We start from the raw sequence: 25,330 nt of genomic DNA on the forward strand, positions 1-25,330 counted from the left end.
TGACACACCCCTACACATCTTTATACTTGTCAGAAAGTCATAGGCTGTGTCAGTATTAGCGTCATCAATTTTTAACCAATAAAAAATAAGTCGTAGGAAAGTGGCGTCTATGAGTGGATTATCAGAGAAAAATCTAGAGATACAAAACCCAGATAAGCAGGGAAAAAAACACTATCGTTATTTGGTGTTTATTGGCCGCTTTCAGCCGTTTCATTGCGGGCACAAAGCGGTTGTGGATGAAGCCTTGAAGCGTGCCGACAATGTCATCATGCTCATCGGCTCCGCCAACTTACCACGTAGCTTACGTAATCCCTTTAGCGTTGCTGAACGCGCCGCGATGATTAAAGGCGCGTATTCCGCAGCAGATGCCGCGCGTATTCACTGCGTCGGACTCGATGATGCGCTCTACAATGACACGCGCTGGCTGCAATATGTGCAAGCAGGTGTAAAGTCGGTCACTGGCGACTTGCAGACTGATATCGGTCTCATTGGTCATTCAAAAGACAGCTCATCGTATTATTTATCACTATTCCCCAACTGGGCGTCGGTCTCTGTGCCCAATTATCACAATCTATCGGCTACCCCTATTCGGGATAGTTATCTGATGGGTGCCACGCCAACGCCTGAGCGCACCCCTGAGTCGACCCGCAACGTCCTAAATGACTTCAAAAAAACCGAGGATTATCAACAGTTGCACGAAGAAGCTGACTTCGTCGATAAGTATAAAAGACAATGGGAGTCTGCGCCTTACCCGCCTACCTTTATGACGGCAGACGCTTTGGTCGTCCAGTCAGGTCATATTCTGTTGGTAGAACGTCGCAGCATGCCAGGGCGCGGGCTGTGGGCATTGCCCGGTGGTTTTTTGAATCCAAAAGAGACCCTATTTGATGCCTGTATCCGTGAGCTACGCGAAGAGACGCGCCTTAAAGTCCCAGAGCCCGTATTACGTGGCTCTTGTCATAGTCAGCATACCTTTGACGACCCTTACCGCTCAGCGCGTGGTCGCACGATTACTCAAGCCTTTTACTTTCAGCTAAAAAACGATCCAAAAGGTCTGCCCAAAGTAAAAGGCGGTGATGACGCGGCCAAAGCATTTTGGCTTCCTCTTGCTGAGCTCGATGCTACCATGATGTTCGAAGATCATTATGCGATTATCACCAAAATGGTTGGCTTGTAAGACATTTTGTCATTGACTGTTTAGTGCATTAATGCCCCACTTTCAATCAATGACACTCTATATAATTTACCTTATAAGTTTGGTTTTATCAGTGCCACTTATATTTTCACCGCCCAAACCGATAGACGGTACGGGTTATTACGCAGCATTTAGGTGTCCTTACTAGATGCTGTCAATGGATGAACCGTTAGACTGTTTAGCAATAAATGGATGCTAATGTACACAACGTACTTTTAATCCATTTAAGGCTCAACAGTGATGCGAGTCGTCCATTTCACTCAAAGCAGAGGAGTTCTGTGATGTATACCAGCAATTTAAACAATTTAATCTTAAATAGCGACAGCTATAAAACCTCACATTGGGTGCAATATCCAAAAGGTAGCGAATACCTATCCAGCTATATTGAAGCGCGTAAAGGCGATTACGATGTGGTGTTCTTTGGGCTGCAAGCTTTTATCAAAGAATACCTGAGTACCCCTATTACCCACCAAGATATCGATGAAGCCGAAATACTGATTCAAGCGCATGGCTTGACCTTTAATCGTGCAGGTTGGGAACGCTTAGTTGATAAACATGGCGGCTATTTGCCACTACGTATCGAAGCCATACCTGAAGGCAGCATCGTGCCCGTCTCCAATGTGGTCTGTCAGATTATCAATACTGACCCAGAATTCTATTGGCTACCAAGTTATATCGAAACAGCATTACTCCGTGCTATCTGGTATCCGTCGACGGTCGCCAGCGTCTCACACTATTGCAAAGGTATCATTCGTCAAGCGCTAGAAAAATCAGCGGACAATACTGAGTCATTGACCTTTCGCTTGCATGACTTTGGCTCGCGCGGTGCATCTAGTCAAGAATCCGTCGCGCTTGGTAGTCTTGCTCATTTGGTAAACTTTGCTGGCACTGACTCTATGACGGCTTTGGTGGCTGCCAGTCGCTGGTATCAAATGGACAAAGACATGCCCGCGTTTTCTATCCCTGCCGCTGAACACAGTACCATGACTGCGTGGGGTCGTGATGGTGAGACAGCGGCATTTGCCAATATGATTGAGCAGTTTGGCGGGGCTGGCAAAAGTTTTTCAGTGGTCTCTGATAGCTATGATTTATGGAATGCCATTGACAATATCTGGGGTGATGCCTTAAAGGACGACGTGAAAAATATGGGCGGCACCTTGGTCATCAGACCAGACAGTGGCGAGCCTGCCAAAGTGGTTCGCGAGGCTTTGGAGCGCTTGGCGGTGAAGTTTGGTACGACGATTAATAGCAAAGGCTATAAAGTCTTGCCAGATTATGTGCGCGTCATCCAAGGGGATGGCATCAGCCCGCAAAGCTTGAGCAAAATTATCGACGTAGTCATGAAGGCAGGCTTTAGTGCTGACAATATTACTTTCGGCATGGGCGGTGGTCTACTGCAACAAGTCAATCGAGATACCATGAGCTGGGCGATGAAAGCCAGTGCCATCTCTATCGATGGCGTATGGAAAGATATCTATAAAGATCCTGTCACTAGCCGCTCGAAACGCTCAAAAAAAGGTCGCTTGGCATTGATACAAAGCACTAATGGCAAGCCAAAAACCATCAAAGCTGATGACTTACCCGCTGGTGCAGATAACCTATTACGTGATGTTTATATCGATGGCAAATTATTGGTAGACGACAGCCTCACTACGATTCGGGAGCGTGCAGGATGGTAAATAGCAATAAAATAGCCTCGGTCGCAAGAGACGTCCTACTCGCTCCTGTCTATCTTTATCAAGGCCGCAAAGTCAAGCGTGATACGGTGCGCTTGCCTGAGCCAAATGGAGAGCGACACGGACATATCCAATTAGGCAAACCGACTGATGCCACTGCTAATACTAAAGATAAGACCAAGCAAACACTAAATATCATGGTCGTTGGAGATTCAGCAGCAGCGGGTGTCGGTAGTCAGACGCAACAAGAAGCGCTGGTTGGTAATTTGATGCCTATCTTAGCGCAGCAATCCGAGATTAATACCCAGTTTGATAGCCTAATTTGGTCGTTGCAAGCGACCACTGGACATACCAGCTTCGATATCTTGCGCAGGCTTTATGTTCTGCCTACGCCTAGTCAAGCTGTCGATGTGATGGTACTGAGTGTTGGCGTTAACGACACTACCTCAAACGTCTCTGTGAGTAAATGGCAGCAGCAAATCGAAGACATTATTACTATCGCTCAGCGTAAATTTGGCGTACGGCAATTGATTTTTTTGAGTCTACCGCCCATGGCACAAATGCCTGCGATACCGGCCCCTTTGAATAACTTCGTCGGTGCCAAAGCCTCAATCCTTGATAAGACATTACAGCAAGTGTGTGCGAGTAATGAGGGCGTCACTTATATGGCTACCGATTTTCCACGGATGATAGAAGAGCACTCTAATGGTACGCCAATTGATATCAAGGTGATGTTCGCTAGTGATGGCTTTCACCCTAGTAGCTTAATGTATGGCTACTGGGCTCAGCAATTAGCAGAGCTCATTGTCAAACTGCTTAATTCATCAGCTGCCGAATTGAGCAGCCCTGATATCTCAAAAAATGATATCTTGAAAAATGGTATCTTGAAAAATGACAGCTCAAGATTTAATAACCTAAAACTTAACGTTGAAATTTAAACAAAAAAAACCGCTGATTATTCAGCGGTTTTTTTATGGCTTAGCAAAATAAATTGACGCGATAAGCGTAATTTATTCAGCTGAATCAGCAGCTTGTTCAGCAGAGTCGGCAGCTTTCTTGTTACGGCCACCAAACGCGCCAAAGCGTTTGTTAAAGCTAGCAACACGACCTTCGGTAGAAGTTTTACGTTGCTCGCCAGTATAGAATGGATGCGACGCACTTGAAATATCAAGTGGGTAGTATGGATATTCTTTACCTTCGTATTCACGAGTGGCTTTGGTTTTAGCGGTTGAACGAGTCAAAAAAAACACGTCAGCGTTAGTGTCGTGGAATAAAACTTCTTGGTAATCAGGATGGATATCTTTACGCATAATAAACTCTCTATGTCCGATGTATTTACAGTCTTCTCGACGATGTGTCGAATTTTTATAAAGAAATTCTTACAAAAAAGCTCTCATAAAAAAGTATATATAAAACTGTGCATACGTAACTGAGGCACTAAGGACATTTGCAAGGCTGGCAACTGCATCACTGGCTTATTCCAGCACCCAATACCATACCTCTGCTCACTTAGCCTTCCCCAGCGGGAAAATCAAACCGCGATTTTAACGGTTTTTGCCGTTTGATGCAAGCAGCAGTTATGATAATCATAGGTAATCAAACGTTAGCAAACCGACAATGGTCTTGAGATAACTGTTTTATGCTAGTATAATATTTGATTAGACAAACCACTTAATACCAATTATAATTGTAGATTATTTAAACAATACTTATCTTTTAGTATCGAGGTTTATGACAGGTCCTCTATTAACTGAATCACTATTTAATCAACCCTCACTAAATAAGGATAATAAGCAATGATAAACGCTGCTCTAAAAAACACTACTAAAGCCCTACTCATCAGCTCTGCACTGGCAATCACTACCATGGCGAGCGCGGCACTACCTAGCCAATGGCAATTAGATGACTCACATACTCGTGTTGGGTTCTCTGTCAATCACCTAGGGTTTTCAACGACTATGGGTCATTTTGGTGACGTACAAGGTACGGTTAATTACGATATCAAAACCCCTAACAAGACCAATATGAACTTTACGATCGCAACTGATAGTATCGATACCAATTGGGATGCCCGTGATAAGCATTTAAAAACCGATGAGTTTTTTAATGTGGCCAAATATCCAACGATGACGTTCAAGTCTACTAAGGTCAGTTTTATCAATCCACAACAAGCAAAAATAACAGGTGATTTCACCATGCTTGGTCAAACTAAGCCACTTACATTAGATGTGACGTTGAACAAAATTGCTAATAGCCCTCTTACTAAAGAGCCCGTTATTGGTTTTCGCGCAACTGGTAATATCGATCGCGCTGCTTACGGCATGACGGCTTATGCAGCTGGTATTACTACCGACGTTCCTATCCAAATCGATGGTGAGCTAGTAGAGAAAACAGCAAAATAAAGTAATGCTTAAATAGTTTTAAAAGTATTTATCTAAAAAAGCAGCCCATATGATGGCTGCTTTTTTTTGGCTATTTTGAAGCTTCCTGCTGCTCAATAGTAGAAATACGTCTAAGGCGTGTCCTCATTTTGAGAATGGTAACAAAAATGAGATCAATTGCTGCCAAACAAGCAAAGTAGCGCAGATAATAGCGGGATATCAATCTGCTATTTGACCCAGTTTTACAAGATTTAGCCATTTTTAGCCCCTCTAGTTAGCTTTGTTCAGATTGAGGATACGCCCTCGCACATCAAATAAATTATTGTTATTGGCTTGTTAACCCTTATAGTTATTGTTATATTCATATTGTGAATTTACGAATATAAACATAACACTGAGGGAGCAAAAAGATGGATACAGTAAATATCGACTTTGTCACTATAGATAAAAACTGGGACAAAAACATCGCCGATTATCATTTTGATATCTATCATTTATCTGGCTGGATTGCTGCCTCAGCTATCGTAGACAAGGGTAAACCGCAGGGTATCATCGCTCACTATAAAAATAAAAAAGTGTTTTTGCCAATTATCATTAGAGACATTAATCGTGAAAATACCAATTGCGAATATACTGATTCTGAGAACAGTAATTGCGAATATACTGATGCTCAATATTGGGATGCCACTTCTACTTATGGCTACGGTGGCCCCTTGATGGACAAGTCCTTAACTGATGCCGAGGTAGACATCATTATGGAAGCAATCAGAGCTGCCCTCTTTGCCAAAGGCTGTGTCTCCTTATTCATGAGACTGCATCCCATCATTAATAAAGAATGGATTCCAACGGTTGGTAAAGCTCTAACTCACGGACTGACATTGATGTCTGACTTGAGCAAGTCGGCCGAGGAGCACTGGGGAGAAACCCAAAATCGACACCGTAGAGGTATCAAAAAAGCGGTAAAAATGAACGTCGTGACCAAGATTGAGCAATTGACCAGAGAAAATGCCATGGTGTTCTCCAGCATTTATAAAGAAACCATGGCACAGGTCAACGCCAGCCAATACTACTTTTTTGACGATGATTATTTCTTCAACTTGCTTGAGAACCTTCAAGATAGAATCGTATTAATCACCGCTTATCAAGAAGACAAAGCAATCGCCTCCTCTATTTATATGACCTGTAAAGAATCAGGTATCATGCAATTCCATCTCGGCGGAACACTCAACGCTTATACTAACTTGCAGCCTTCAAAGTTAATTACTCATGTTGCTCGTGACTGGGGTAGAGAAAATCGTTATGAATTGCTACACCTCGGCGGTGGCGTTGGTGCGGCTCTAGATTCTTTATATGAATATAAAAAAGGCTTTAGCTCGCAAGAGTTGTTGTTTAAAACCTATAGACTAATCGTCAATCCCGTAAAGTATGCAGCGCTGGTTGCTGATAGTTGGTTTTCAGAAAGTGACTTAAGCTCAGATTTCTTCCCTTTATATAGAAAAGAAACAACAGAGGAAGTTGCCTTGGAGATCGTTCAAGCAGAAGTTTAGGCAGATATCTCCTAAACTTATAAAAAGTTCATACACCACTTTTTGGCTTAATTTAACTAGAGTCTGTTGAGCATTATTTGAAGTTATGAAATCAGCTCAAGCCGAACACAAAAAAGCAGCCTATATATTGGCTGCTTTTTTGTGTTCGGCTTAAGGTTAACACTTTACCATTTTATTTGGTTTTAACGATATGCCAAACGCCAAGCTTATTGTCGCCGTCGGTATCACCGACTTTGGTATCGTTGGCATAAAAATACAAAGGCTTGCCGTTGACAGCCCATTGATACTTACCATCTTCTCGTTGGAAAGCGGCAAACTGGCCAGAAGCTTGGGCATTACTCGGTGCCATAAACGCCGGCCAAGCCAGTAGACATGCCGAGCCACACTCTGATTTGTTCATAGAATCTTTATCAAAGGTGTATAGCGTCATTTTGTTGGTGGCATCCACTAGCATCCCATTCATGCTGGCAACTGGTGCTTTGTTGCTCATGGTCGCTTGTACATCATGCATGCCTGAATCGTCGTTGCCAAACACATTGTTTAGCGTCGAACAGCCCGTTACGGTCAATACACTAGCTAGGGCAGATAACATTAGAATACGTTTCATAATCACTTCCTTGTATTAAAAAAAACATCTCATTAATTTGGATTTTTACCGAATTGAATTTTTATTGAACATGGTGTTTATTAATTATCAATATTGCAATCTGCTGATTTGTGCGATAGTTCAGTCATACGCTCAGCCAACTGCTTTATTTTCATACACTTTACTCTCACAGCTGATTTCAAGTAATTTTACTATAGCATATGCCCTAAAACGGTCGTTTTTGTCGGCATATAAACTTACAAAAACTCGCGAATATTACAAATTAGTAAACTATAGGGTTAATTTTATGAACGAAGGCAGCACGTGTTTGCAGACGCTTAAAGAATTAATTATGCTTAAGTAAGGGTTGATCGTACTTAAATAATGCTAGGCGTCTTATTTCTACTTCTAACTTTTATAGCTAAGAGAATTCATGGCAGTTCGTTGACAAAACTAATGTATCTACTTACGTATTTGCCGTCATATTCCTAGTATGCTTTCGTAAAATAGCGCTATCGATAACAAATAGCCGATAACAAGAACCAAGCCATTGAAAGTATGACTATGGCGGTTCCATATAAATGTTGAACTTGACCACCTCCGCACGCATATCAATAGCTATAGCACGATCCAAGACACTGACATAATCAGAAACTTATATGCCCAGACAATTATATGAATAAGCGGAGCATGTCCCGATGCTGATGCTATTAAGGATATAACCACGACAATGACCAATAATTTAAGTAAAAATCCCTCTAAAGATACTGGTGCTCAAGAGACTGATCTCAAAGAGATTAAGTCTCCAGCTACTAAACTTGATACAACAGCGGTGGCAATAAAGAACCACCCATCTACCAAACGTGTCGGCATCTTGGGTGGCGGTACTGCAGGCGCAACGATTGCCATTCGCTTAGCAGCTCTAGGGCTTGAGACCTACGTATTTGAGAAGAAAAAATCACTGATCGATGGTCCACCCATGTGCCATTTGCACGCGGGTGGTAATCTATATCGTGAAATTCCTGACGAGGATTGCGTTGCCCTGCTTAAGCAGTGTATCGATATCTTGCGCCTTTATCCTTATACCATCGACGTACGTCCAACGGTGTTCGCGGTACCGACGCGTGATGAAGGCTTGCCTGAAGATTTGCTACCGCGTCTCGATATTTTGACGGACGCATATCGTGAGCTCATCGCACAAGACAGCAATAACAAAGTATTGGGCGAACCGGAAAACTATTATCAGCTCTATAGTCATGAGCAACTGATTGCGCTGTCTGAACGTGAGCAAGTTGCGATACCGAGCACGGTTGACGAATGGATGATACCGGTTGCTAAGTATTTGGACTTGAATAAAGTAAAGTTTCCGCTCATTGTCGTACAAGAATATGGCTGGAATATTTTTCGTTTAGCCGCTTCTGCGCACCTTGCATTAGAAGGCTATGAGCACGCGCACGTCTTTACCAATACGCAAATCAAGCAAGTCATGCCTGTCGACTGTGAGAACTGTACCAACGCTGATCACCATGTCACAAAATGGCGCGTCGATTATCAGCAAGCTGGTGAGTCTCAACCTGAGTCTATCGAAATCGATTACCTAGTCAATGCTTGCGGCTTTCGCACCGGTGTCATCGACGATATGGTGGGCGTCAAAGTCGAGCGTATGGTTGAGTTCAAATCTTCTTATATCACACACTGGGGTGACGCTGGCGGACAGATACCCGAAATCATCGTGTACGGCAGTCGCGGTACGCCAGAAGGTATGGCACAGCTAACACCTTATCCAGGTGGTTACTTCCAAATCCATGGCATGAGTAAAGCCATTACCCTGTTCAATGATGGATTGGTGGCCTCTAATAAAGGCAGCGCGCAGCCTAAGTTGCCGCAGCAATATGTACATTATATCGAAGATGGCTGGGACAAAGCACCATTGCAAGCGCGCAGTCAGCAAGCAATTGAATACGTAGCAGAGTTTGTGCCGACCTTCAATAGCGCGCGCACCATCGGTAATGCCTTATATGGTGGGCAGCAAATTCCTGGTCAGGACGATACACTACGGGTGGCAGATGTGAGCTTATACTCAAATATACGCTACGCCCGCGCAGAGAATGTCAAAGCATCGTCCACCTTGATTGCTGCCGATCAAATCGTCGACGAGCTGACCGATCTTGGTTTAATAGACAACGACACAGCGGCCAATCGTAGCCGCTATGCGCACGACTGGGCCTATCTAGCCAACAACGACAGCTTAACGATTGATAAAGTAGCACGCGGCTTGGCTGAAGACCGTGGCTTCCCAGCGGCGATGGCAGATGTTAATCATAGCATTCGTGAGATTGCGTTAGAGAGTTTGACGCCAGTTCAGCCTTAGATATTTGTATTTGCAGTTGACTAGCTGTTTTAACGAGGTGTTAAATTTGGCAAAAACAACGTTAAAAATTATTAAGAAAAAGGGAGGGCGTTGCTAATTACTAGCAACGCCCTCCTTTTTTCTTATATAAAATGACACAATTTAACGTTTCATATTCTAACAGAGGTATATTTGATCAACACCTTTATAGGTATTAATTAGCCATGTTAAAGGAATATACAGCGCCGGTCTTTAATTACCTGCCATTTTTTCAGTATCAACTGCATCATCTATCGTTACAACTGTCTGCAGCAACTCAATCGCTTCACCGATGGTATTACAAACCACCAAACGCTCTAGATCTTGCTGCTTCATAAAGCCTTGTTCTGTAGTATATTTTAGGTGCTCAATCATCCGATCATAAAAACCATTGATATTCAGAATAATCATGGGCTTTTCATGTTGATACAACTGACGCCATGTGGCGATTTCCATAATCTCTTCGAGCGTACCAAGGCCACCGGGTAAGGTAATAAACGCATCGGCGTACTCCGCCATGACTGTCTTACGCGTATGCATGGTATCGGTCAGATGCAGACGCGTAAGACCCTCATGGGCGATTTCGTGCTTAAGCATAAAGGTAGGAATCACCCCAACGGCTTGTGCGCCGCCTTTAATCACTTCATCGGCGACCGCGCCCATCAGACCAATGCTGGCACCGCCATAAACCAAGCCCATGCCATTATCGGCTAGAGCACGACCAAGCTCACGCGCTGCCTGCTCATAAACCTCACTATTACCCAACCGTGATCCACAATAAACAGCCACCAATGGCATCGCTAGGGTTGATTTATCCACCGCTTTTTCGATATTCGTAATGTCTTGGCTGGTAATCACTTCATAAGTATCATTATTAATTTTCATTTGCATATAACGCTCCTAAGTTTGCTTGGATTATTGTATTAAATGGTTCGGTAAAAGGTTTTATTGCTTGTTAGAATGACACAATATGACGCTTATCACTAACGTTAACTCGCTGTATTCTGCGGTGCTGTCATCTTTTACTTTTTTCATGCTTTTCAGATAAAAGCTTGTGATGAGGCGTTCTGATAAGGTCTAAGGTGTTGTCAGCAGTCTATTAATTACGCATAATGAACATCAGTCGAATTCATAACTATTGTTTATATTTGGTTTTTTATAAACAGCCAGTAAAAATAGCATAAATCCGGTGACTCATGAGAGAGATAAAACAACGCTCATTATGCTGCTATTTGCTAGCCTTTATCTTAACATAAGCCATGCTATCACACGGTAGCAACGATTTATCACTACGCAATGACTACATTTTTTAGCACTGACTTGCTATAAAACGTTGCAGATCCACATTCATTATTCTTTAATAAAAACGACGAAACTCATCAAGGTATTTTTATGCATAATAACCATGCGCCATCTTCTGTAGCACTACAAGGCGACACGATCGACGCGACTAATGACCATGAAAGCAACGCTGATAATGGCAGCTATTCATTAAGTATTATGACTGAGCGCAATCAGGCGTTGGCCGCAACAATTTATCGCCCTACAGAGACGGTCAAAGCCGCTGTCATGATAGCGCCCGCTACCGGTATCAAGCGTCAGTTTTATCACAACTTTGCGAGCCATTTAGCAGCGCAGGGCTTCGGTGTCCTGACCTTTGACAACGAAGGTATCGGCGAGTCACTAGCAACCGATTTGGCCAAATGTGATGCCTCACTGATAAGTTGGGGTCGTCATGACATGCCAGCCGTCCTCGATGCCTTACAAGATGAATTTCCCGATGCTTCTTACCATCTCGTCGGTCATAGTGCAGGCGGTCAGCTGATTGGTCTGATGCGCAATTATGATGCTATCGCCTCGGTGTTCAATGTCGCTTGCTCGTCAGGTTGTATCAAAAACATGGACATGCCTTATAAACTCAAGGCGATGGGTTTTATGGATGCATTTATTCCTGTTACGAACTTTGCGCTGGGCTATACCCCATCAGATAAAATCGGCATGGGCGAACCGCTACCGCGCGGTGTGGCTCGTCAGTGGCGCGAATGGTGTAATGGCTCAGGTTATATCAAAACCGCTTTTGGCAAAAGCATTCATACGCATTTTTATGATGACATTCGCATGCCAGCGCTGTGGTTAGGCTTTAGCGATGACGAAATTGCCAATAGTAAAAACATCGACGACATGATTCGCGTCTATACAAAGATGCCGGTCGAAAAACGCTTTTTTAAGCCAAAAGACTTCGGTCTGAGCAGCATTGGTCATATGCGCTATTTTAGTAGTCGAACCAATGCCAAGGCACCTGAGTTATGGCAAATGGCAGTAGATTGGTTAAATCAGCAGCAATAGCTCCAGAAATTATAGCTTTGAAAACTACGGCTTCGAGCATGAATAAAAATAGAACGGCTGATAACGCGCTTTACTCTTGTGCATTTTCTACGTCTGCTGCCTTGATACGCTTCGTCAATGCTGAATAAAGCGACGGCTGCATGTTATGGATGTTACCGAGCATCCATTTCACATAGTTGATGGGCACGTCTTTAATCAGCTTACCTTTATGCTTACCAAAGGGCATTTTGCTCACGGGATTGGCTTTGTTAGCGATAGCATGGGTAGCAGCAAAATCAGTCGGCGCAACCTCCAAACGCTCACAGCAGGCTTGATAGAGCAAGTAGCACATACGGGCATCACCTAGCGCATCATGAGCCGCTATCGTCATTTTTCTCGCCTCAGACTTGCCCAATAATTGCTCGATACACTTAGATTGACTGTAGCCGCTCCATTCTGGGAAAGCCACGCGCGCCAGCCTCACGGTACAAATTAGCTTGGCAGAGGGACTACCAATCACCCGCCAATCAAAACGTACGTTATGACCAATTAAGTACTTGGGCAATTCAAATTGCGCCAAATCAAAACGCTCAAGCCCAGCCACGTCGTCATCCGTAATACCATGCACCCTGATGACGATTGGGGATATCGAGCGACCACTGTTGAAATATTTCATCCACTCAAATCCGCTAGCCACATTAATCGTCGCCACTTGAATCGGTCGTGGATCACGGCCTTGATCGGTTTCGGTATCGATAACCAGCGCTGTATCAGCCGTGGTAGAAATGTCCGCAGAATTAAAAGCGTCAGTCATAAAAACTTAACCATAGACGTTGGCTAAAAATAGCAGCCAGTTTTTATCATTTGAAAAAAATCGTAAAAAATTTTATTGGATGAGATTTTATCTATCACCCTCTCATTTATGGGGCTAAAAGGTAAAGATAACAACTAGCTATAACAATGCTATACAAAGAGTAAAGAATACAGTCTTTATAATATCAATGAGAATTGAGGCAAAAAACTAAGAGATATCGATGCAAGCAAATGGAAGCAACCAAAAGCCCAACCCCTCTTTTTTCAGTCGTGTATTAAGCGTACTGATTAAAGCAAGTGTCTTGCTAGCGCTGTTATTTGTATTCGATAAATTATTACCCAGCATTAGCCAACAGACTCAGTCTTTTGTCGTAGCAAAATGGCAGCAACTGAGTTTATTACAACAAGCGTTACCCATAGAAAACAGCCTACCCAGTCCACTACCAGAGCAGCATCTAACCGATACTTGGGGCGCTGCGCGTAGCCAAGGGCGCTCTCATGAAGGCATTGATATTTTTGCACCTCGGGGCACACCAATACAATCGACCACGCAGGGCATCGTCCGCAAAGTCGGCGACAATGCGTTGGGGGGACGCGTGGTGGTGGTGGTTGGACCGGGCGGCGCAGGACATTATTACGCTCATCTAGAAGATTATGCCGACATCGCGCCCAATGACTGGGTCAATGCTGGCGATATCGTTGGCTATGTTGGCGACAGCGGTAATGCCAAAGGCACGCCGACCCACGTGCATTATGGTATTTATATCAATGGCAGCGCGGTTAACCCCTACCCACTTCTACAAAAAAATTAGGAGGTATGGGCAGAACGCACATACGCGGCTGGAAATACTGCACTAAAGGTCGAGCCTTTGCCTTCTACCGACTCTATCGTTAATTGCGCCTCATGTTGATATAAAACGTGCTTCACAATAGCCAAGCCTAAGCCCGTACCACCGCTAGCACGGCTACGTCCACTATCGATGCGATAAAAGCGTTCCGTCAAGCGCTCGATATGTTGGGGCGCAATACCGAGACCATCATCTTCAACAGCAAAGCGGCAGCCTTCCGCTGTTTTTGTCCAGCTGATAGCTATATTGCCACCCTTTGGCGTGTATTTGATGGCATTAATGACCAAATTGGATAAGGCACTCGTTAAGTACATCTCTGATCCGTATAACCCATCGTAAGTGTCTATCTGCAAATGAATAGTATGATTATATTCTTGGTTATACGCTTGCGCATCATCATAGATATGCGTCAGTAACTTGGTCATATCAATGTCATTAAGCTCGTGCGTCTCTTCGATTTCGATACGAGACAACAGCAGTAAGTCATTTACAATCCGATTCATACGGGCAGTCTGCTGAGTCATTAGCTCAAAGCCACGTCGCCACTGCGGTGGCATATCTTCCTGCTCGGAGAAATTTTCTAAATATCCCATCAACACAGTCAATGGCGTGCGCAGCTCATGCGAGACATTGGCGACAAAATCACGACGCATTTCCTCCAAATGCTGCAAGCGGGTCACATCATAAATGATCAGTAATTTTTCATCATCGAAAGGCGTAAGCTCACACTTTAGATAACGTTTAGGGTCTCGCCATGACACCATGTGCACACCATCGCTCGGTGGGGTGATAGCCTGATAGTACTGGCGAAATTCTGGTATGGTGATAAAGTCAAAAATACTCTGACCTTTATCAGTTGCCTGCAATAACAACAAGTCTTCCGCTGCCTGATTCCACCATTCCAAACCATCTTCATCATTGAGCAAAATAACCGCATCCCGTAACGCTCGTAAGGCGCTGCGGATTTTTTTAAGTTGATCCGTTGTATTGTGCTGGGCAACTTGCGCTTGCTCACCCTGTTGCTCATTTTCTATCGGCATCATAGGCATTATCGGTGTTGTCATCGTCATTTATCATCCCTACCACTAGATACTGTGTTTCTTTACGCTTACCAAGACATTTTCTGCGGCTGATTAAATGGATTCAATCAAGCTAGAAAACCGATACCCAGTACCGCGTACCGTTTGTATCAGCGTAGCACAATCATAAGGCTGCAGTAATTTACGTAAGCGCCGAATATGTACATCAATCGTCCGGTCTTCAATATAGACATTGCCGCCCCAAACCTGATCTAGCAGCTGTGTCCGCGTATAAGCACGCTCTGGATGACTCATAAAAAATGCCAACAATCGATACTCTGTCGGACCGATATCGATGAGCTGACCCGCTGCCGTCACGCGCTGGCTTTTAGGATCTAAGCTAAGCTTGCCGATTTCGATAGGCTTATCAGCGCTGAGTGCACTACTACGACGTAGCACCGCCTTGATTCTTGAGATTAGCTCACGTGTTGAAAAAGGCTTGGTCATATAGTCATCAGCCCCAGCATCGAGCCCATGAACCTTACTGTCTTCTTCACTTTTGGCAGTCAGCATAATGACCGGTATCTCGGCGAGCGAATCGTCGTTTTTGAGCATCCGGCAAAAATCAATGCCGCTTTTTTCACCGTTCAGCATCCAATCTAATAGTATCAGCGCCGGACGGTGATCAACCACTTGCTGATGCGCCTCTGCTACGTCCGCAGCGTGCAGGCTATCAAAGCCAGCCATCTCTAAGGTCATCGCAATCATTTCACGAATCGCAGGCTCATCCTCAACGATCAAAATTTGCTCATTATACATACGGCAGCCTTGTTATTAGATTAAGCATATAGTCACTCTACTATAAAAATATTACTGCGTTAACCTCGCTTGACGTATTAAATATACCTCTATACTCGGTTGCCTTGTACTACTTTTAAATTGGATCAACTATATTAGATTTTAAGATTCAAAAATTTAGCGCACCAAAACTCAAATTAGGAAAATTAACATAAAGAAATTAAGATACAGAAAAGGCAATACACAGTCACCAGTTTCTACTTATTAGACGGGTTAATTATGACAGCTTCATGACAACGGCTTTTTAGACTTCTAATAAAAAGTTTAGTGGCCCATCATTGACGCTTGCCACTTGCATATCAGCACCAAATTGACCAGTGGCAACATTGTGATGCTGAGTTTTAGCATAATCAACCAGTTGATCAAACAACATTTGAGCAGCATCAGGTGCCATCGCGCCACCAAAATCAGGGCGACGACCCTTGTCTGTTTTTGCCATCAAGGTAAATTGCGACACCAATAATAGCCCGCCACCGACCTGTTGCACATTTTTATCCAGTTTACCGACCTTGGCAGGATCGTCATGATTTTCGAATATGCGATAGGTCAAGATTTTATCGATCATACGCTGGGCAGTTTGCAGGCTATCATCGTGCCCCAAGCCAATATACGCCAACACCCCATGCTCGATGGCACCGATATTTTGTGCATCGACGCTGACACTGGCACAGTGAACCCGTTGTATAAGCGCTTTCATTTAGAGCCTTTTTTATTTATAAATGTCTGACAGATTATGGTCATACAATACTCTGCTGTCCATGATAAAATACCGCCATTGATTTGCTTATTAATTATTACATCAAACCCTATCTTGGTAGCCCGATTATGAATTTATTTACTACCCTTCAACAATTTGTCCCGCAGCAGCAGCTGAGTAAAGTCGCTGGGCGTCTAGCCGCCAGCCGTCATCCGTATGTCAAACGTGCCTTTATTCGTAGTTTTGCCAAGGCTTACGGCGTCAGCTTAGGTGAGTATGAGCGTCAGAGCTTTAATGCTTATGAGAGTTTTAATGACTTCTTTACCCGTGAGCTCAAAGAAAACGCCCGTATCATCGATAGCAGCGTAAACGGTATTGTCAGTCCTGCCGATGGTATCATCTCGCAGCTAGGACAGATTGAAGACCATAAATTGCTGCAAGCCAAAGGTCGTCATTATGACGTTGGTCAATTACTGGCCAATAGCGAAGATGGCAGCTATTTCGCTGATGGTAGCTTTGCGACCGTGTATCTAGCGCCCAGCAATTATCACCGCGTTCATATGCCTTTTGATGGTACCTTGACCAAGACCCGCTATGTACCAGGTACGCTGTTTTCGGTCAATAATACCACAGCCGCTAACGTGCCTGATTTATTTGCCCGTAATGAGCGTTTGGTCTGTTTATTTGATACAAAATATGGCAAAGCTGCCGTGGTAATGGTTGGCGCTATGATTGTCGCTGGTATCGAAACCGTCGCTACCGGAAAGATCAGCCGCACTGAGGACATCCAAGAAGCAGATCACGACATGAGCTTTGAGAAAGGCGATGAGCTTGGACGCTTTTATTTAGGTTCAACGGCGATTGTCGTCTTACCAAAAGCCGCAAAAGCGGATTGGCAGGACAGCATGAAAGCCAATAGCGTGGTAAAAATGGGACAGCTATTGGGTGAGGCAAAAACTCAGCAAGCTTAGTTTTTAAGAAAATCATAGTACTAAAAAGCCCAGTTAAACGTAGATGATGACGTTTAACTGGGCTTTTTAATGGCTGTTAGTTTGTACTACTTCTATTTTGTATTGCCTATTTTTACTACTTTGGGCTACCCTGTGCAAAGGCCTTTATCAATATCGAAAGTGTTTGTGTATAGGATAAGCATAAAGGATGTTTTCTTCTTGCGTACCACGGCCAATATTATGAATAATCAGCGGCGCACCATCAGCAGCTGCTTTGTCTGAGACGATACCTATATGCGGCAAACCGCCGTTTGGCAAGCGCCACGTTACAATATCTCCGGCTTTAAAGCTGTCTTTATCAGTCGTAGATAACATTTTTCCATGACGCGCAAAAAACGTTTCAAGATTGGGCACACGTCGATGATCGATATTTTTGTCCGTTGACTTCAAGCCCCAAGTCTTTGGATAGGCGGACCAATTTCCTTTCATATCATGATTGACCAACTGCTGCAAATCCACATTTTGCAAACGATAAGCACGGACAATCACATCGGTACAGACACCGGTCTCTATTGCTACATCGCCACGCGGAAACTCCAATTTACGATAAGTAGGATCATAACTCACCGTAACACCGATCTGTTTTTTGGCATCGTGCGCCAATTTATCACCATCACTGATAGGAGCAAGCGCTTGCGCCATTTGCGCTAGTCCCAGCATGCTGACAAAGGCTAGAGATTTACACAATGTTTTATAGTTTTTAAATAAGCGCATGTAGCCTCTCTGTTATTATTGATACTATTCAATATAAAGGTTTTAGACAGCGTCAACCATGGTGAGTCAGTAACAAGGTGACGCTGTTAAATGACAATACTATTGAATGACAAAGCTATTAAATGACCACACTATTAAATAAAAAGGCTATTAAATAAAAAGGCTAGCTGTCAAATCTGCTATCAATTTACTTATCAATCAGCCATCCTTGCTTAGTCGCATATTCAATCTGTTTTGCTATCCAATCATGGATACTCGGAAAGCTGTCTTTAATAAAGCCATGCGCGCCAGCAACTTGCGAGCGTGTAACGTTAGCATCAATCCAAGTTTTTCCATTGGTATTTATATTAAGCAAAAATGGTAACAAGCGATCAACTACTCTTAGCAGTTGGGTTTCTTTACTATCACCTGTTTCCTGCTCTTCCCAAATCTCACTTAAATCAGCAATCCCATTTCCACGCTCATTTTGCAATCTAACAATTCCCGCACGTTCTTCAACATGCGCATCAACTCGCGTATCGGCGTATAAAAAAGTATCGCCGGCATCAATCTCGCCTAAATCATGTATTAGTGCCATCTTGAGCAATTTCTCATGATTGACATCCAGCTCAAACAAATCAGCGATTGACCAACACGCCATCGCCAAATGCCAAGAATGCTCGGCAGAGTTTTCTAAACGGGTCGTACCCGTCACATAGCTGCGCCGATTAACACGTTTAAGCGCATCAAGCTCTAATAAAAAATGGGTCACGTCATCAATACCGATGTTGGAGGGAATCTTCGGGTTGGGTACTGGGGTCTGCTTGGTTGATAATATGGCGTTTTCTGACATGGCTTTCTCTCATTTAAACGGTGAATGGTTAACGCTGTATCCGAATCTAATCTTTACGCAAAAGTAATTATTGTAGTCGACATTTTGCGCGTACTGCTAACCATCTAAATTTTTGCAGGGGTAATAATAGCAAGTGTCTTAATTTTTTATTGTTTAAGATTCAACTAATGCTCATAATAAGTCAGCAGGCAGATTGTAAAACAATTTATAAGAACCTGCACCAGACAAGGATATGTCGATGCCACCCACCACTGACGCTGCAACGCGTGCTAATTCATCAACTGCGACTGCAATAATTCCCAAGCAAAAACCGCCCAATAAATGGCTTATCATCGCAGGCTTCTCTCTTTTACTGGGGGTCAATCAGTTTTTATGGCTAACCTTTGCGACCATCGTAATTAGCACCGAGGCACATTTTGGCGTTAATGAGTTTTTCGCCAATTTATTAACCTTGATGTTCCCTATCATTTTTGTGCTGCTCGCGATTCATTCTGGCAAAGTGCTCGATAATATCGGCTATAAAAAAATCGTCAGCTTAGCGGCGCTCCTTATGCTGATAGGCTCAATCATACGCTGGTTGGGCGCTGATCATTATTGGCTAGTATTTGCAGGGCAATTGCTTATCGCCATCGCTCAGCCGTATATCACCAATGCCATCAATCAAGTGACATCAGACTGGTTTGATAAATCGCAAATCGCCACGGTAACGGGCATGATTATGGGCGGGATGTTTTTGGCGACTGCCCTTGGTGCTTTTGCCCCTGCCCCATTAATCGAGGCGTTTGGCTTCTCTGGCATGCTACTTATCAATGTCATTATTACGGCGGTGGCGGTAGTAGGCTTCTTGTTGGTCGTCGCTGAAAAACCCAAACAACAAGATAGCGCTATCTCACTGCACGAAATCGAATCGCTATTAAAAAATAAGCGCCTATGGTTTATCTCATTAGCGGTGTTTATTGCGATGGGTTATTTTAATGGGCTGAGTAACTGGATTGCACCTATTCTTGCGCCCCGCGGCATTGATGAAGCGACGGCGGGCATCATTACTGCCATGCTGATCGTCGGCGGTATTTTAGGCGCGCTACTGATTCCGCTATTATCTGACTATCTACAAAAACGGCGCATTTTTTTTAATATTGGCAACGCTAATTGGTGCTAGCGCCACCTATCCCTTGTTATATTTAACGACAGGAACCACAACATTATTGCTGAGCTTTATATTAGGATTTTTCTTGTTGGCAGGTTATCCATTACTGATTGCCGCTGCTGAAGACACCGTACATGCGTCACAAGCCGCCAAAGCAGTTGCCATGCTGATGATGATGGGCAATCTCGGTGGCGTTATGATGGTGTTGCTGATGCAGAGCGTGAAAGGATTGACAGGCAGTTGGATGCCGACTGGCTGGGTACTGATTATTGCCGTCGCTTTAGCCACTTTTTTAGTCTTAAAAATAAAGGACAAACCAGTAATTAAACCTACTGTTAAACCAACTTCAAAAGTTGTTTAAGAGCCTTATTTCAAATCGTTACTTAAAGGCGAAAAAAGTTAGCATTTAAAAAAGATAGCGCCTAAGCCTTAAGCGCTATCTTTTTTATTAATGATTAAAAATTGTCTTATAACCAATCAATCCAGCTAATTAAGTCACTTAATCAAATTACTAATGGTCTTAAAAGCAGGGTCTTTACTACTGCGGCACAATTCAAAAAGAATGGATTCTACCGTACTAATCACGCCACCAGCGCGGCGGATACGGCGAATCGCTTGCTTCTTATCATAAGGAAAGCGCGAGCCAACCGCATCACCAATAATCACTGGCTGCATACCATTATCGAGCAAATCAAGCGCCGTTTGCATGACGCAGACATGCGCCTCCACCCCAAATAATAGAACAATGCTACGATTTTGTTGGGCTAAATAATGCCATGAATCGTCATTATCACAAGCGCTAAAAGTGACTTTTTCAAAGCTTTTGGCATTGTCGCCTTCTAGCACATCACGTATCTCAGGCAGGGTATCGCCGAGTCCCTTTTTATATTGCTCATTGAGCATAATAGGAATATCAAGCGCTTGTAGCCCTTTGATTAGCGTGACGGTCTTTTTGACAATATTTTCATGGTCATAAATATGCGGCGTTAAGCGTTCTTGAACATCGATAATCATCGCTTGGGTATTTTCACGAGCGATTCGATAGGTACGATCGGTAATCATGGTAGACATAGTACACTCCTTGTACGACTGATATTAATAGGTAAAGGCGACGCTATATTTGGCCTCTATATCATTATTATTAAACCTAGCTCTTATTTAGTCATAGTTTGCTGAGGGCGTCAATGGAGATAATTTTTATTAATGAGTAATATGATATCTTTCTCTACTTTATTGACTCCATAAAAAAGCCCCTAGTCATTATGACTAAGGGTTTCATTGAAAAATAATAAGCTAACAGCTATAAAAAATTTAAAGCTTACACACGCTCAATAATCGTCGCGATACCTTGACCAAGACCGATACACATGGTTGCTAGACCGATTTCAGTATCTGATTGCTCCATCGCGTTTAACAAGGTAACCGTGATACGAGCACCTGAACAGCCTAGTGGATGACCTAGTGCAATCGCGCCACCATTGATATTGACGATGTCTTGCTTGTCCGTCAAGTTCAAGGCTTTTAGGACTGACAAGCCTTGCGCGGCAAACGCTTCGTTTAGCTCGATGGTTTGCATGTCATCGATGCTCATGCCAGCGCGCTTAAGTGCTTTTTGGGTAGCCGGTACAGGACCGTAACCCATGATAGCGGCATCACAACCAGCAACAGCCATGCTACGAATACGAGCACGAGGCTTAAGACCTAAGTCTTTGGCTTTTTGTGCGCTCATGACTAACATTGCTGACGCACCGTCAGATAATGCAGATGAGGTCGCAGCAGTGACCGTACCGCCTTTAGGATCAAAGGCTGGACGTAACTTTTGCATTTGCTCCATCGTTGCATCAGGACGAATCACTTCATCAACGGTACATAGTTGCAAGCGACCTGCGGCATCATGACCTTCGATACCGATGATTTCATTGTCAAAACGACCCTCTACCGTCGCAGCCCATGCACGGCGATGCGACTCAAGACCAAAGGCATCTTGCTCTTCGCGGGTGATGTTATTCATACGGCCCAGCATTTCAGCAGTCAAGCCCATCATGTTTGAAGCTTTTGCATAGTGCTTTGACGCTTCAGGGTTGAGATCAACGCCATGCATCATGCCGACGTGACCCATATGCTCAACACCACCGATGATGAAAACGTCACCTTGGTTGGTCATGATTTGAGCAGCAGCAGTGTGAAGCGCCTGCATAGATGAACCACATAGACGGTTAACCGTTTGACCACCAGCAGTCTTTGGAATACCAGCTAGCAGACCAATGTTACGACCGATGTTCAAACCTTGCTCTAGCGTCTGATTGACACAGCCCCAGATGATGTCTTCGACGTCACGTGGGTCAAAGTCGTTACGCTCAACCAAGGCACGGACCAATTCAGCAGACATGCTATCGGCGCGAACATGGCGGAACATGCCGTTTTTAGTTTTACCCATTGCTGAGCGTACGCCATCTACGATGACCACGTCTTTTGGACTTAAAGTTGTCATACTATTTTCCTTTTCAATTTTTATTGTCAGTGGCAGTACCGCAATGCTCGCCTATCTAATTTAGAAAGTTAAGGTTACTAATAATAAATTAACTACCAATAATCTTATCGAGCATGATGTACTGCACTTTATCCTAGTAATGACTGCCCATTACGCCGTGGCGTAAAAGGTCTCGCCTGCTGCTGCCATATCGCGAATCTTTTGCGGGGCTTCATAGGCTTTGCCAAGGTATGCGTATTTTTCACACAGTGCCAAGTAGTTATCTAGACCCATTTGGTCGATATAACGGCAAGGACCACCGCGGAATGGTGGGAAACCAACGCCCATAATCATCGCCATGTCGGCTTCAGATGGCGTGCTGACGATATTGTCTTCTAGGCAACGAACAGTCTCATTACAGAAAGCCAGCATGGTGCGGTCGATAATCGCTTGATCATCAAAGGTCTGCTTGTCGCTATCTGTCGTGGCTTTTAATAGCTCATAAGTCGCTTCATCAGCAACTTTCTTTGGCTTGCCGCGTTTGTCCATCTCATACTTATAGAAACCAACACCGTTTTTCTGACCTAAGCGTTTGTTTTCATATAAAAGCTCAATCGCGCCTTTATAATCAGGCTTCATGCGGTCAGGGAAACCTTCTGCCATCACTTCTGCACCGTGTACGCCAGTATCTAAACCAACCACGTCAATTAGGTAAGCAGGACCCATCGGCCAGCCGAATTTTTCCATGACTTTATCGACATGAGCAAAATCAGCGCCTTGCTTAAGGAGCAAATCAAAGGCACCAAAGTATGGGAACAACACACGGTTGACTAAGAAACCTGGGCAGTCGTTCACAACTACAGGCACTTTACCCATTTTAGTAGCCAAGGCGACCGTAGTAGAAATGGCTTCTTCAGAGGACTTTTCACCACGGATAACTTCTACTAATGGCATACGGCTTACCGGGTTAAAGAAATGCATACCGACGAAGTTTTCTGGACGCTCAAGTGCTTCCGCTAAGAAAGTAATAGAAATCGTCGACGTATTTGACGCTAGGATACAGTTGTCTTTTACCAAGCCTTCCACTTCTTTTAGTACCGCACGCTTCACATTTGGATTTTCTACAACCGCTTCGATAACGATATCAGTTTCAGCAAAGTCACCATAGTTCAAAGTCGGACGGATACGGCTTAACGTTTCACCCATTTTAGCTGGGGTCATTTTCTTACGTTCGACCATTTTGCCAAGTAGCTTGCTGGCTTCGCCCATACCAAGGTCTAATTGCTCAGACTTGATGTCTTTCATGATGATTGGCAAGCCTTTACTGGCTGCTTGATAAGCGATACCGCCGCCCATGATACCCGCGCCAAGTACGGCCGCTTCATTGATTTCATGTGCTTGCTTACTGTGCTGCTTAGCAAGTTTCTTAACCAACTGATCGTTTAAAAATAGACCAACCAAGCTTTCTGCTTGTGGGGTTTTCGCCGCTTTTGCAAAGTAAGTCGCTTCGACTTCGATTGCTTTATCACGAGGCAGATCGACATGCTTTTCGATTGCTTCAATAGCAAGCGCAGGCGCAGGATACTGCTTAGGATTGGCTTTGGCAAAGATCATACCTTTAGCACTGTTAAATGCCATCGCTTGCTCAAGCTGATTTAGCTTAACAGGCGCAAGCTTCTCTTCACGCTTCGCTTGCCAATCAAGCTCACCTGAGATACATTTTTTGACTAGGTCAATCGCAGCATCTTGCAAGTCATCTGCAGCAACGGTTGCATCAACGAGACCAAGTTTTAGTGCGTCCAGTGATTTTTTCGGTGTACCAGTCGCGATTAATTCAAGCGCATTATCGATACCAATCACACGCGTACTACGAACCGTACCACCAAAACCTGGGAAGATACCCAGTTGGGTTTCTGGTAGACCAATGATAGCTTTGTCGCTCATGACACGGTATTCACAAACCAAGGTCATCTCACAACCACCGCCAAGCGCTGCGCCATTGATGGCCGCTACTTTTGGAAACGGCAAATCTTCAAAACGGTTAAAGTCATGATTGATGCTAATGACCCAGTCTTTGATTTCGCTTTCTGGCTTTTTAAAAGAACCGACGAATTCTGTAATATCAGCACCAGCGATAAACACGCCCTTGCTTGACGTTACGATAAGACCTTTAACGTTATCGGCTTTTTCTAACGCAGTAACCGCTTCACCAAATTGCTTATTGGTCTCAGCATCAAACTTGTTCACGCTCTCATTTTCGGCGTTGTACTGCATGTTGGCGATGCCATCCTCTAGCATTGTCACCGTGATGCGATTTCCTTGGTATACCATGTGGAACTCCTTGCTATGTAATAAAGGCTATGTAATAAAAGCTAAGTGATAAAAATTACATCATAAAAGCGATGTTTTAGAATATAAAAAATAGCCGGTTATTGTTAGTAAAACGGGTAATAGCACTACCAACCTGCTGTATCATAACCATAAATACATGACAGATTAACCAGTGAAGAGATCTTTATTATCCAGCGCTCATTACTATATATCGGTGCTAACTTTATTGCACCAGTGGATAAGGCGCTTCGTTTATATATTATTGCTATAAGTACTCATGGTGTAGATACTGACTGGGATTTGAGCCAATACTGAGCTTTATCAATCAGATGGCGTATTCAAAAGCCCAATAGCATCGTCAACATTGTCATCAGACCATTTTTACGTCAATTAGTGTAGGGGATTATGCCCCTAACTGTCACAAGCTAATACCATACTCGCAAGTCACTCTTAAGTCGATACTAGCCCTTTACCTAGCGGCGAACGTGCTTT

Annotated in this window: 23 protein-coding genes; 11 read left to right on the forward strand and 12 right to left on the reverse strand. The window is 43.8% G+C overall.

Going from position 1 to position 25,330, the window contains the following annotated elements:
- Positions 1-109 precede the first annotated feature (109 nt).
- The 3 genes from HQR03_RS07885 to HQR03_RS07895 all read left to right on the forward strand — a co-directional run bounded on the left by HQR03_RS07885 (position 110) and on the right by HQR03_RS07895 (position 3,809).
- The gene (locus HQR03_RS07885; RefSeq protein WP_173239795.1) at positions 110-1,177 is read left to right on the forward strand and encodes a bifunctional nicotinamide-nucleotide adenylyltransferase/Nudix hydroxylase; all 1,068 of its coding nucleotides are present in this window, start codon (positions 110-112) and stop codon (positions 1,175-1,177) included.
- Positions 1,178-1,476: 299 nt separating this feature from the next.
- The gene (locus HQR03_RS07890; RefSeq protein WP_173239796.1) at positions 1,477-2,874 is read left to right on the forward strand and encodes a nicotinate phosphoribosyltransferase; all 1,398 of its coding nucleotides are present in this window, start codon (positions 1,477-1,479) and stop codon (positions 2,872-2,874) included.
- The gene (locus HQR03_RS07895; protein WP_173239797.1) at positions 2,868-3,809 is read left to right on the forward strand and encodes an SGNH/GDSL hydrolase family protein; all 942 of its coding nucleotides are present in this window, start codon (positions 2,868-2,870) and stop codon (positions 3,807-3,809) included. The genes HQR03_RS07890 and HQR03_RS07895 overlap by 7 nt, the downstream gene beginning before the upstream one ends.
- Positions 3,810-3,881: 72 nt before the next feature.
- On the opposite strand, the gene HQR03_RS07900 is transcribed toward HQR03_RS07895, so the two are convergent.
- The gene (locus HQR03_RS07900; RefSeq protein ID WP_025652505.1) at positions 3,882-4,181 is read right to left on the reverse strand and encodes a type B 50S ribosomal protein L31; all 300 of its coding nucleotides are present in this window, start codon (positions 4,179-4,181) and stop codon (positions 3,882-3,884) included.
- Between the two features lie 486 nt (positions 4,182-4,667).
- On the opposite strand from HQR03_RS07900, the gene HQR03_RS07905 reads away from it, so the two are divergent.
- A complete protein-coding gene (locus tag HQR03_RS07905) occupies positions 4,668-5,273 on the forward strand; it encodes a YceI family protein (RefSeq protein ID WP_173239798.1) in 606 nt (201 codons plus the stop codon).
- 389 nt (positions 5,274-5,662) lie between these two features.
- Positions 5,663-6,799, forward strand: a complete 1,137-nt coding sequence (locus HQR03_RS07910; RefSeq protein ID WP_173239799.1) for a GNAT family N-acetyltransferase — start codon at positions 5,663-5,665, stop codon at positions 6,797-6,799.
- 172 nt (positions 6,800-6,971) lie between these two features.
- On the opposite strand, the gene HQR03_RS07915 is transcribed toward HQR03_RS07910, so the two are convergent.
- The gene (locus HQR03_RS07915; protein ID WP_010200644.1) at positions 6,972-7,406 is read right to left on the reverse strand and encodes a COG4315 family predicted lipoprotein; all 435 of its coding nucleotides are present in this window, start codon (positions 7,404-7,406) and stop codon (positions 6,972-6,974) included.
- A gap of 709 nt (positions 7,407-8,115) precedes the next feature.
- Here HQR03_RS07915 and HQR03_RS07920 point away from each other — a divergent pair.
- Positions 8,116-9,756: an FAD-dependent oxidoreductase gene (locus HQR03_RS07920; protein WP_244952004.1), complete on the forward strand. Its 1,641-nt coding sequence runs from the start codon at positions 8,116-8,118 to the stop codon at positions 9,754-9,756.
- Positions 9,757-9,987: 231 nt separating this feature from the next.
- Here the strand turns inward: HQR03_RS07920 and HQR03_RS07925 are convergent, their stop codons facing one another.
- Entirely contained in the window at positions 9,988-10,665 is a 678-nt protein-coding gene (locus HQR03_RS07925) for an LOG family protein (RefSeq protein WP_025652510.1), read from the reverse strand.
- A gap of 501 nt (positions 10,666-11,166) precedes the next feature.
- Between HQR03_RS07925 and HQR03_RS07930 the strand changes: the two genes are divergently transcribed.
- Positions 11,167-12,120 (forward strand): alpha/beta hydrolase family protein, encoded by a 954-nt coding sequence (locus HQR03_RS07930; RefSeq protein ID WP_244952005.1) that lies wholly within the window; start codon positions 11,167-11,169, stop codon positions 12,118-12,120.
- A gap of 70 nt (positions 12,121-12,190) precedes the next feature.
- On the opposite strand, the gene HQR03_RS07935 is transcribed toward HQR03_RS07930, so the two are convergent.
- Positions 12,191-12,913 carry a putative quorum-sensing-regulated virulence factor gene (locus tag HQR03_RS07935; RefSeq protein WP_173239800.1) on the reverse strand — a complete coding sequence of 241 codons (723 nt, stop codon included), beginning with the start codon at positions 12,911-12,913 and terminating at the stop codon, positions 12,191-12,193.
- A 220-nt stretch (positions 12,914-13,133) separates the two neighbouring features.
- Here HQR03_RS07935 and HQR03_RS07940 point away from each other — a divergent pair, with 220 nt between their 5' ends.
- Positions 13,134-13,724 carry a M23 family metallopeptidase gene (locus HQR03_RS07940; protein ID WP_173239801.1) on the forward strand — a complete coding sequence of 197 codons (591 nt, stop codon included), beginning with the start codon at positions 13,134-13,136 and terminating at the stop codon, positions 13,722-13,724.
- Here HQR03_RS07940 and phoR read toward each other — a convergent pair.
- The 3 genes from phoR to dtd form a co-directional block, all read right to left on the reverse strand.
- Positions 13,721-14,830: a phosphate regulon sensor histidine kinase PhoR gene (gene phoR / locus HQR03_RS07945; protein ID WP_227687606.1), complete on the reverse strand. Its 1,110-nt coding sequence runs from the start codon at positions 14,828-14,830 to the stop codon at positions 13,721-13,723. The genes HQR03_RS07940 and phoR overlap by 4 nt on opposite strands.
- Before the next feature lie 63 nt (positions 14,831-14,893).
- Positions 14,894-15,598: a phosphate regulon transcriptional regulator PhoB gene (gene phoB / locus HQR03_RS07950; protein WP_173239802.1), complete on the reverse strand. Its 705-nt coding sequence runs from the start codon at positions 15,596-15,598 to the stop codon at positions 14,894-14,896.
- Between the two features lie 283 nt (positions 15,599-15,881).
- The gene (gene dtd, locus HQR03_RS07955) at positions 15,882-16,334 is read right to left on the reverse strand and encodes a D-aminoacyl-tRNA deacylase (protein WP_173239803.1); all 453 of its coding nucleotides are present in this window, start codon (positions 16,332-16,334) and stop codon (positions 15,882-15,884) included.
- 128 nt (positions 16,335-16,462) lie between these two features.
- On the opposite strand from dtd, the gene asd reads away from it, so the two are divergent.
- Positions 16,463-17,305, forward strand: coding sequence for an archaetidylserine decarboxylase (asd, locus tag HQR03_RS07960; protein ID WP_173239804.1), 843 nt, complete (start codon positions 16,463-16,465; stop codon positions 17,303-17,305).
- Between the two features lie 147 nt (positions 17,306-17,452).
- On the opposite strand, the gene HQR03_RS07965 is transcribed toward asd, so the two are convergent.
- Both HQR03_RS07965 and HQR03_RS07970 read right to left on the reverse strand, forming a co-directional pair.
- A complete protein-coding gene (locus tag HQR03_RS07965) occupies positions 17,453-18,058 on the reverse strand; it encodes a DUF1287 domain-containing protein (RefSeq protein ID WP_173239805.1) in 606 nt (201 codons plus the stop codon).
- Between the two features lie 187 nt (positions 18,059-18,245).
- A complete protein-coding gene (locus HQR03_RS07970) occupies positions 18,246-18,890 on the reverse strand; it encodes an HD domain-containing protein (RefSeq protein WP_051395104.1) in 645 nt (214 codons plus the stop codon).
- A 238-nt stretch (positions 18,891-19,128) separates the two neighbouring features.
- On the opposite strand from HQR03_RS07970, the gene HQR03_RS07975 reads away from it, so the two are divergent.
- A complete protein-coding gene (locus tag HQR03_RS07975) occupies positions 19,129-20,049 on the forward strand; it encodes an MFS transporter (protein WP_173239806.1) in 921 nt (306 codons plus the stop codon).
- On the forward strand, positions 20,027-20,398 hold the full coding sequence (locus HQR03_RS07980) for a hypothetical protein (RefSeq protein WP_173239807.1): 372 nt from the start codon (positions 20,027-20,029) through the stop codon (positions 20,396-20,398). The genes HQR03_RS07975 and HQR03_RS07980 overlap by 23 nt, the downstream gene beginning before the upstream one ends.
- Positions 20,399-20,532: 134 nt before the next feature.
- On the opposite strand, the gene HQR03_RS07985 is transcribed toward HQR03_RS07980, so the two are convergent.
- The 3 genes from HQR03_RS07985 to fadB all read right to left on the reverse strand — a co-directional run bounded on the left by HQR03_RS07985 (position 20,533) and on the right by fadB (position 24,838).
- Entirely contained in the window at positions 20,533-21,108 is a 576-nt protein-coding gene (locus HQR03_RS07985) for an isochorismatase family protein (protein ID WP_173239808.1), read from the reverse strand.
- Positions 21,109-21,355: 247 nt separating this feature from the next.
- The gene (gene fadA / locus HQR03_RS07990) at positions 21,356-22,528 is read right to left on the reverse strand and encodes an acetyl-CoA C-acyltransferase FadA (protein ID WP_101211126.1); all 1,173 of its coding nucleotides are present in this window, start codon (positions 22,526-22,528) and stop codon (positions 21,356-21,358) included.
- 150 nt (positions 22,529-22,678) lie between these two features.
- Complete coding sequence (fadB, locus tag HQR03_RS07995; RefSeq protein WP_173239809.1) at positions 22,679-24,838, reverse strand: fatty acid oxidation complex subunit alpha FadB; 2,160 nt, start codon at positions 24,836-24,838, stop codon at positions 22,679-22,681.
- Between the last annotated feature and the right edge of the window lie 492 nt (positions 24,839-25,330).

Origin of the sequence: Psychrobacter okhotskensis, assembly GCF_013248965.1 — a bacterium.
Classification (GTDB): domain Bacteria; phylum Pseudomonadota; class Gammaproteobacteria; order Pseudomonadales; family Moraxellaceae; genus Psychrobacter; species Psychrobacter okhotskensis.

Bases quoted from the DNA above. Each gene is read 5' to 3' on its own strand.
- HQR03_RS07885 (WP_173239795.1), top strand. From the start codon at position 110: ATGAGTGGATTATCAGAGAAAAATCTAGAGATACAAAACCCAGATAAG.
- HQR03_RS07890 (WP_173239796.1), top strand. From the start codon at position 1,477: ATGTATACCAGCAATTTAAACAATTTAATCTTAAATAGCGACAGCTAT.
- HQR03_RS07895 (WP_173239797.1), top strand. From the start codon at position 2,868: ATGGTAAATAGCAATAAAATAGCCTCGGTCGCAAGAGACGTCCTACTC.
- HQR03_RS07900 (WP_025652505.1), bottom strand. From the start codon at position 4,181: ATGCGTAAAGATATCCATCCTGATTACCAAGAAGTTTTATTCCACGAC.
- HQR03_RS07905 (WP_173239798.1), top strand. From the start codon at position 4,668: ATGATAAACGCTGCTCTAAAAAACACTACTAAAGCCCTACTCATCAGC.
- HQR03_RS07910 (WP_173239799.1), top strand. From the start codon at position 5,663: ATGGATACAGTAAATATCGACTTTGTCACTATAGATAAAAACTGGGAC.
- HQR03_RS07915 (WP_010200644.1), bottom strand. From the start codon at position 7,406: ATGAAACGTATTCTAATGTTATCTGCCCTAGCTAGTGTATTGACCGTA.
- HQR03_RS07920 (WP_244952004.1), top strand. From the start codon at position 8,116: ATGACCAATAATTTAAGTAAAAATCCCTCTAAAGATACTGGTGCTCAA.
- HQR03_RS07925 (WP_025652510.1), bottom strand. From the start codon at position 10,665: ATGCAAATGAAAATTAATAATGATACTTATGAAGTGATTACCAGCCAA.
- HQR03_RS07930 (WP_244952005.1), top strand. From the start codon at position 11,167: ATGCATAATAACCATGCGCCATCTTCTGTAGCACTACAAGGCGACACG.
- HQR03_RS07935 (WP_173239800.1), bottom strand. From the start codon at position 12,913: ATGACTGACGCTTTTAATTCTGCGGACATTTCTACCACGGCTGATACA.
- HQR03_RS07940 (WP_173239801.1), top strand. From the start codon at position 13,134: ATGCAAGCAAATGGAAGCAACCAAAAGCCCAACCCCTCTTTTTTCAGT.
- phoR (WP_227687606.1), bottom strand. From the start codon at position 14,830: ATGACGATGACAACACCGATAATGCCTATGATGCCGATAGAAAATGAG.
- phoB (WP_173239802.1), bottom strand. From the start codon at position 15,598: ATGTATAATGAGCAAATTTTGATCGTTGAGGATGAGCCTGCGATTCGT.
- dtd (WP_173239803.1), bottom strand. From the start codon at position 16,334: ATGAAAGCGCTTATACAACGGGTTCACTGTGCCAGTGTCAGCGTCGAT.
- asd (WP_173239804.1), top strand. From the start codon at position 16,463: ATGAATTTATTTACTACCCTTCAACAATTTGTCCCGCAGCAGCAGCTG.
- HQR03_RS07965 (WP_173239805.1), bottom strand. From the start codon at position 18,058: ATGCGCTTATTTAAAAACTATAAAACATTGTGTAAATCTCTAGCCTTT.
- HQR03_RS07970 (WP_051395104.1), bottom strand. From the start codon at position 18,890: ATGTCAGAAAACGCCATATTATCAACCAAGCAGACCCCAGTACCCAAC.
- HQR03_RS07975 (WP_173239806.1), top strand. From the start codon at position 19,129: ATGCCACCCACCACTGACGCTGCAACGCGTGCTAATTCATCAACTGCG.
- HQR03_RS07985 (WP_173239808.1), bottom strand. From the start codon at position 21,108: ATGTCTACCATGATTACCGATCGTACCTATCGAATCGCTCGTGAAAAT.
- fadA (WP_101211126.1), bottom strand. From the start codon at position 22,528: ATGACAACTTTAAGTCCAAAAGACGTGGTCATCGTAGATGGCGTACGC.
- fadB (WP_173239809.1), bottom strand. From the start codon at position 24,838: ATGGTATACCAAGGAAATCGCATCACGGTGACAATGCTAGAGGATGGC.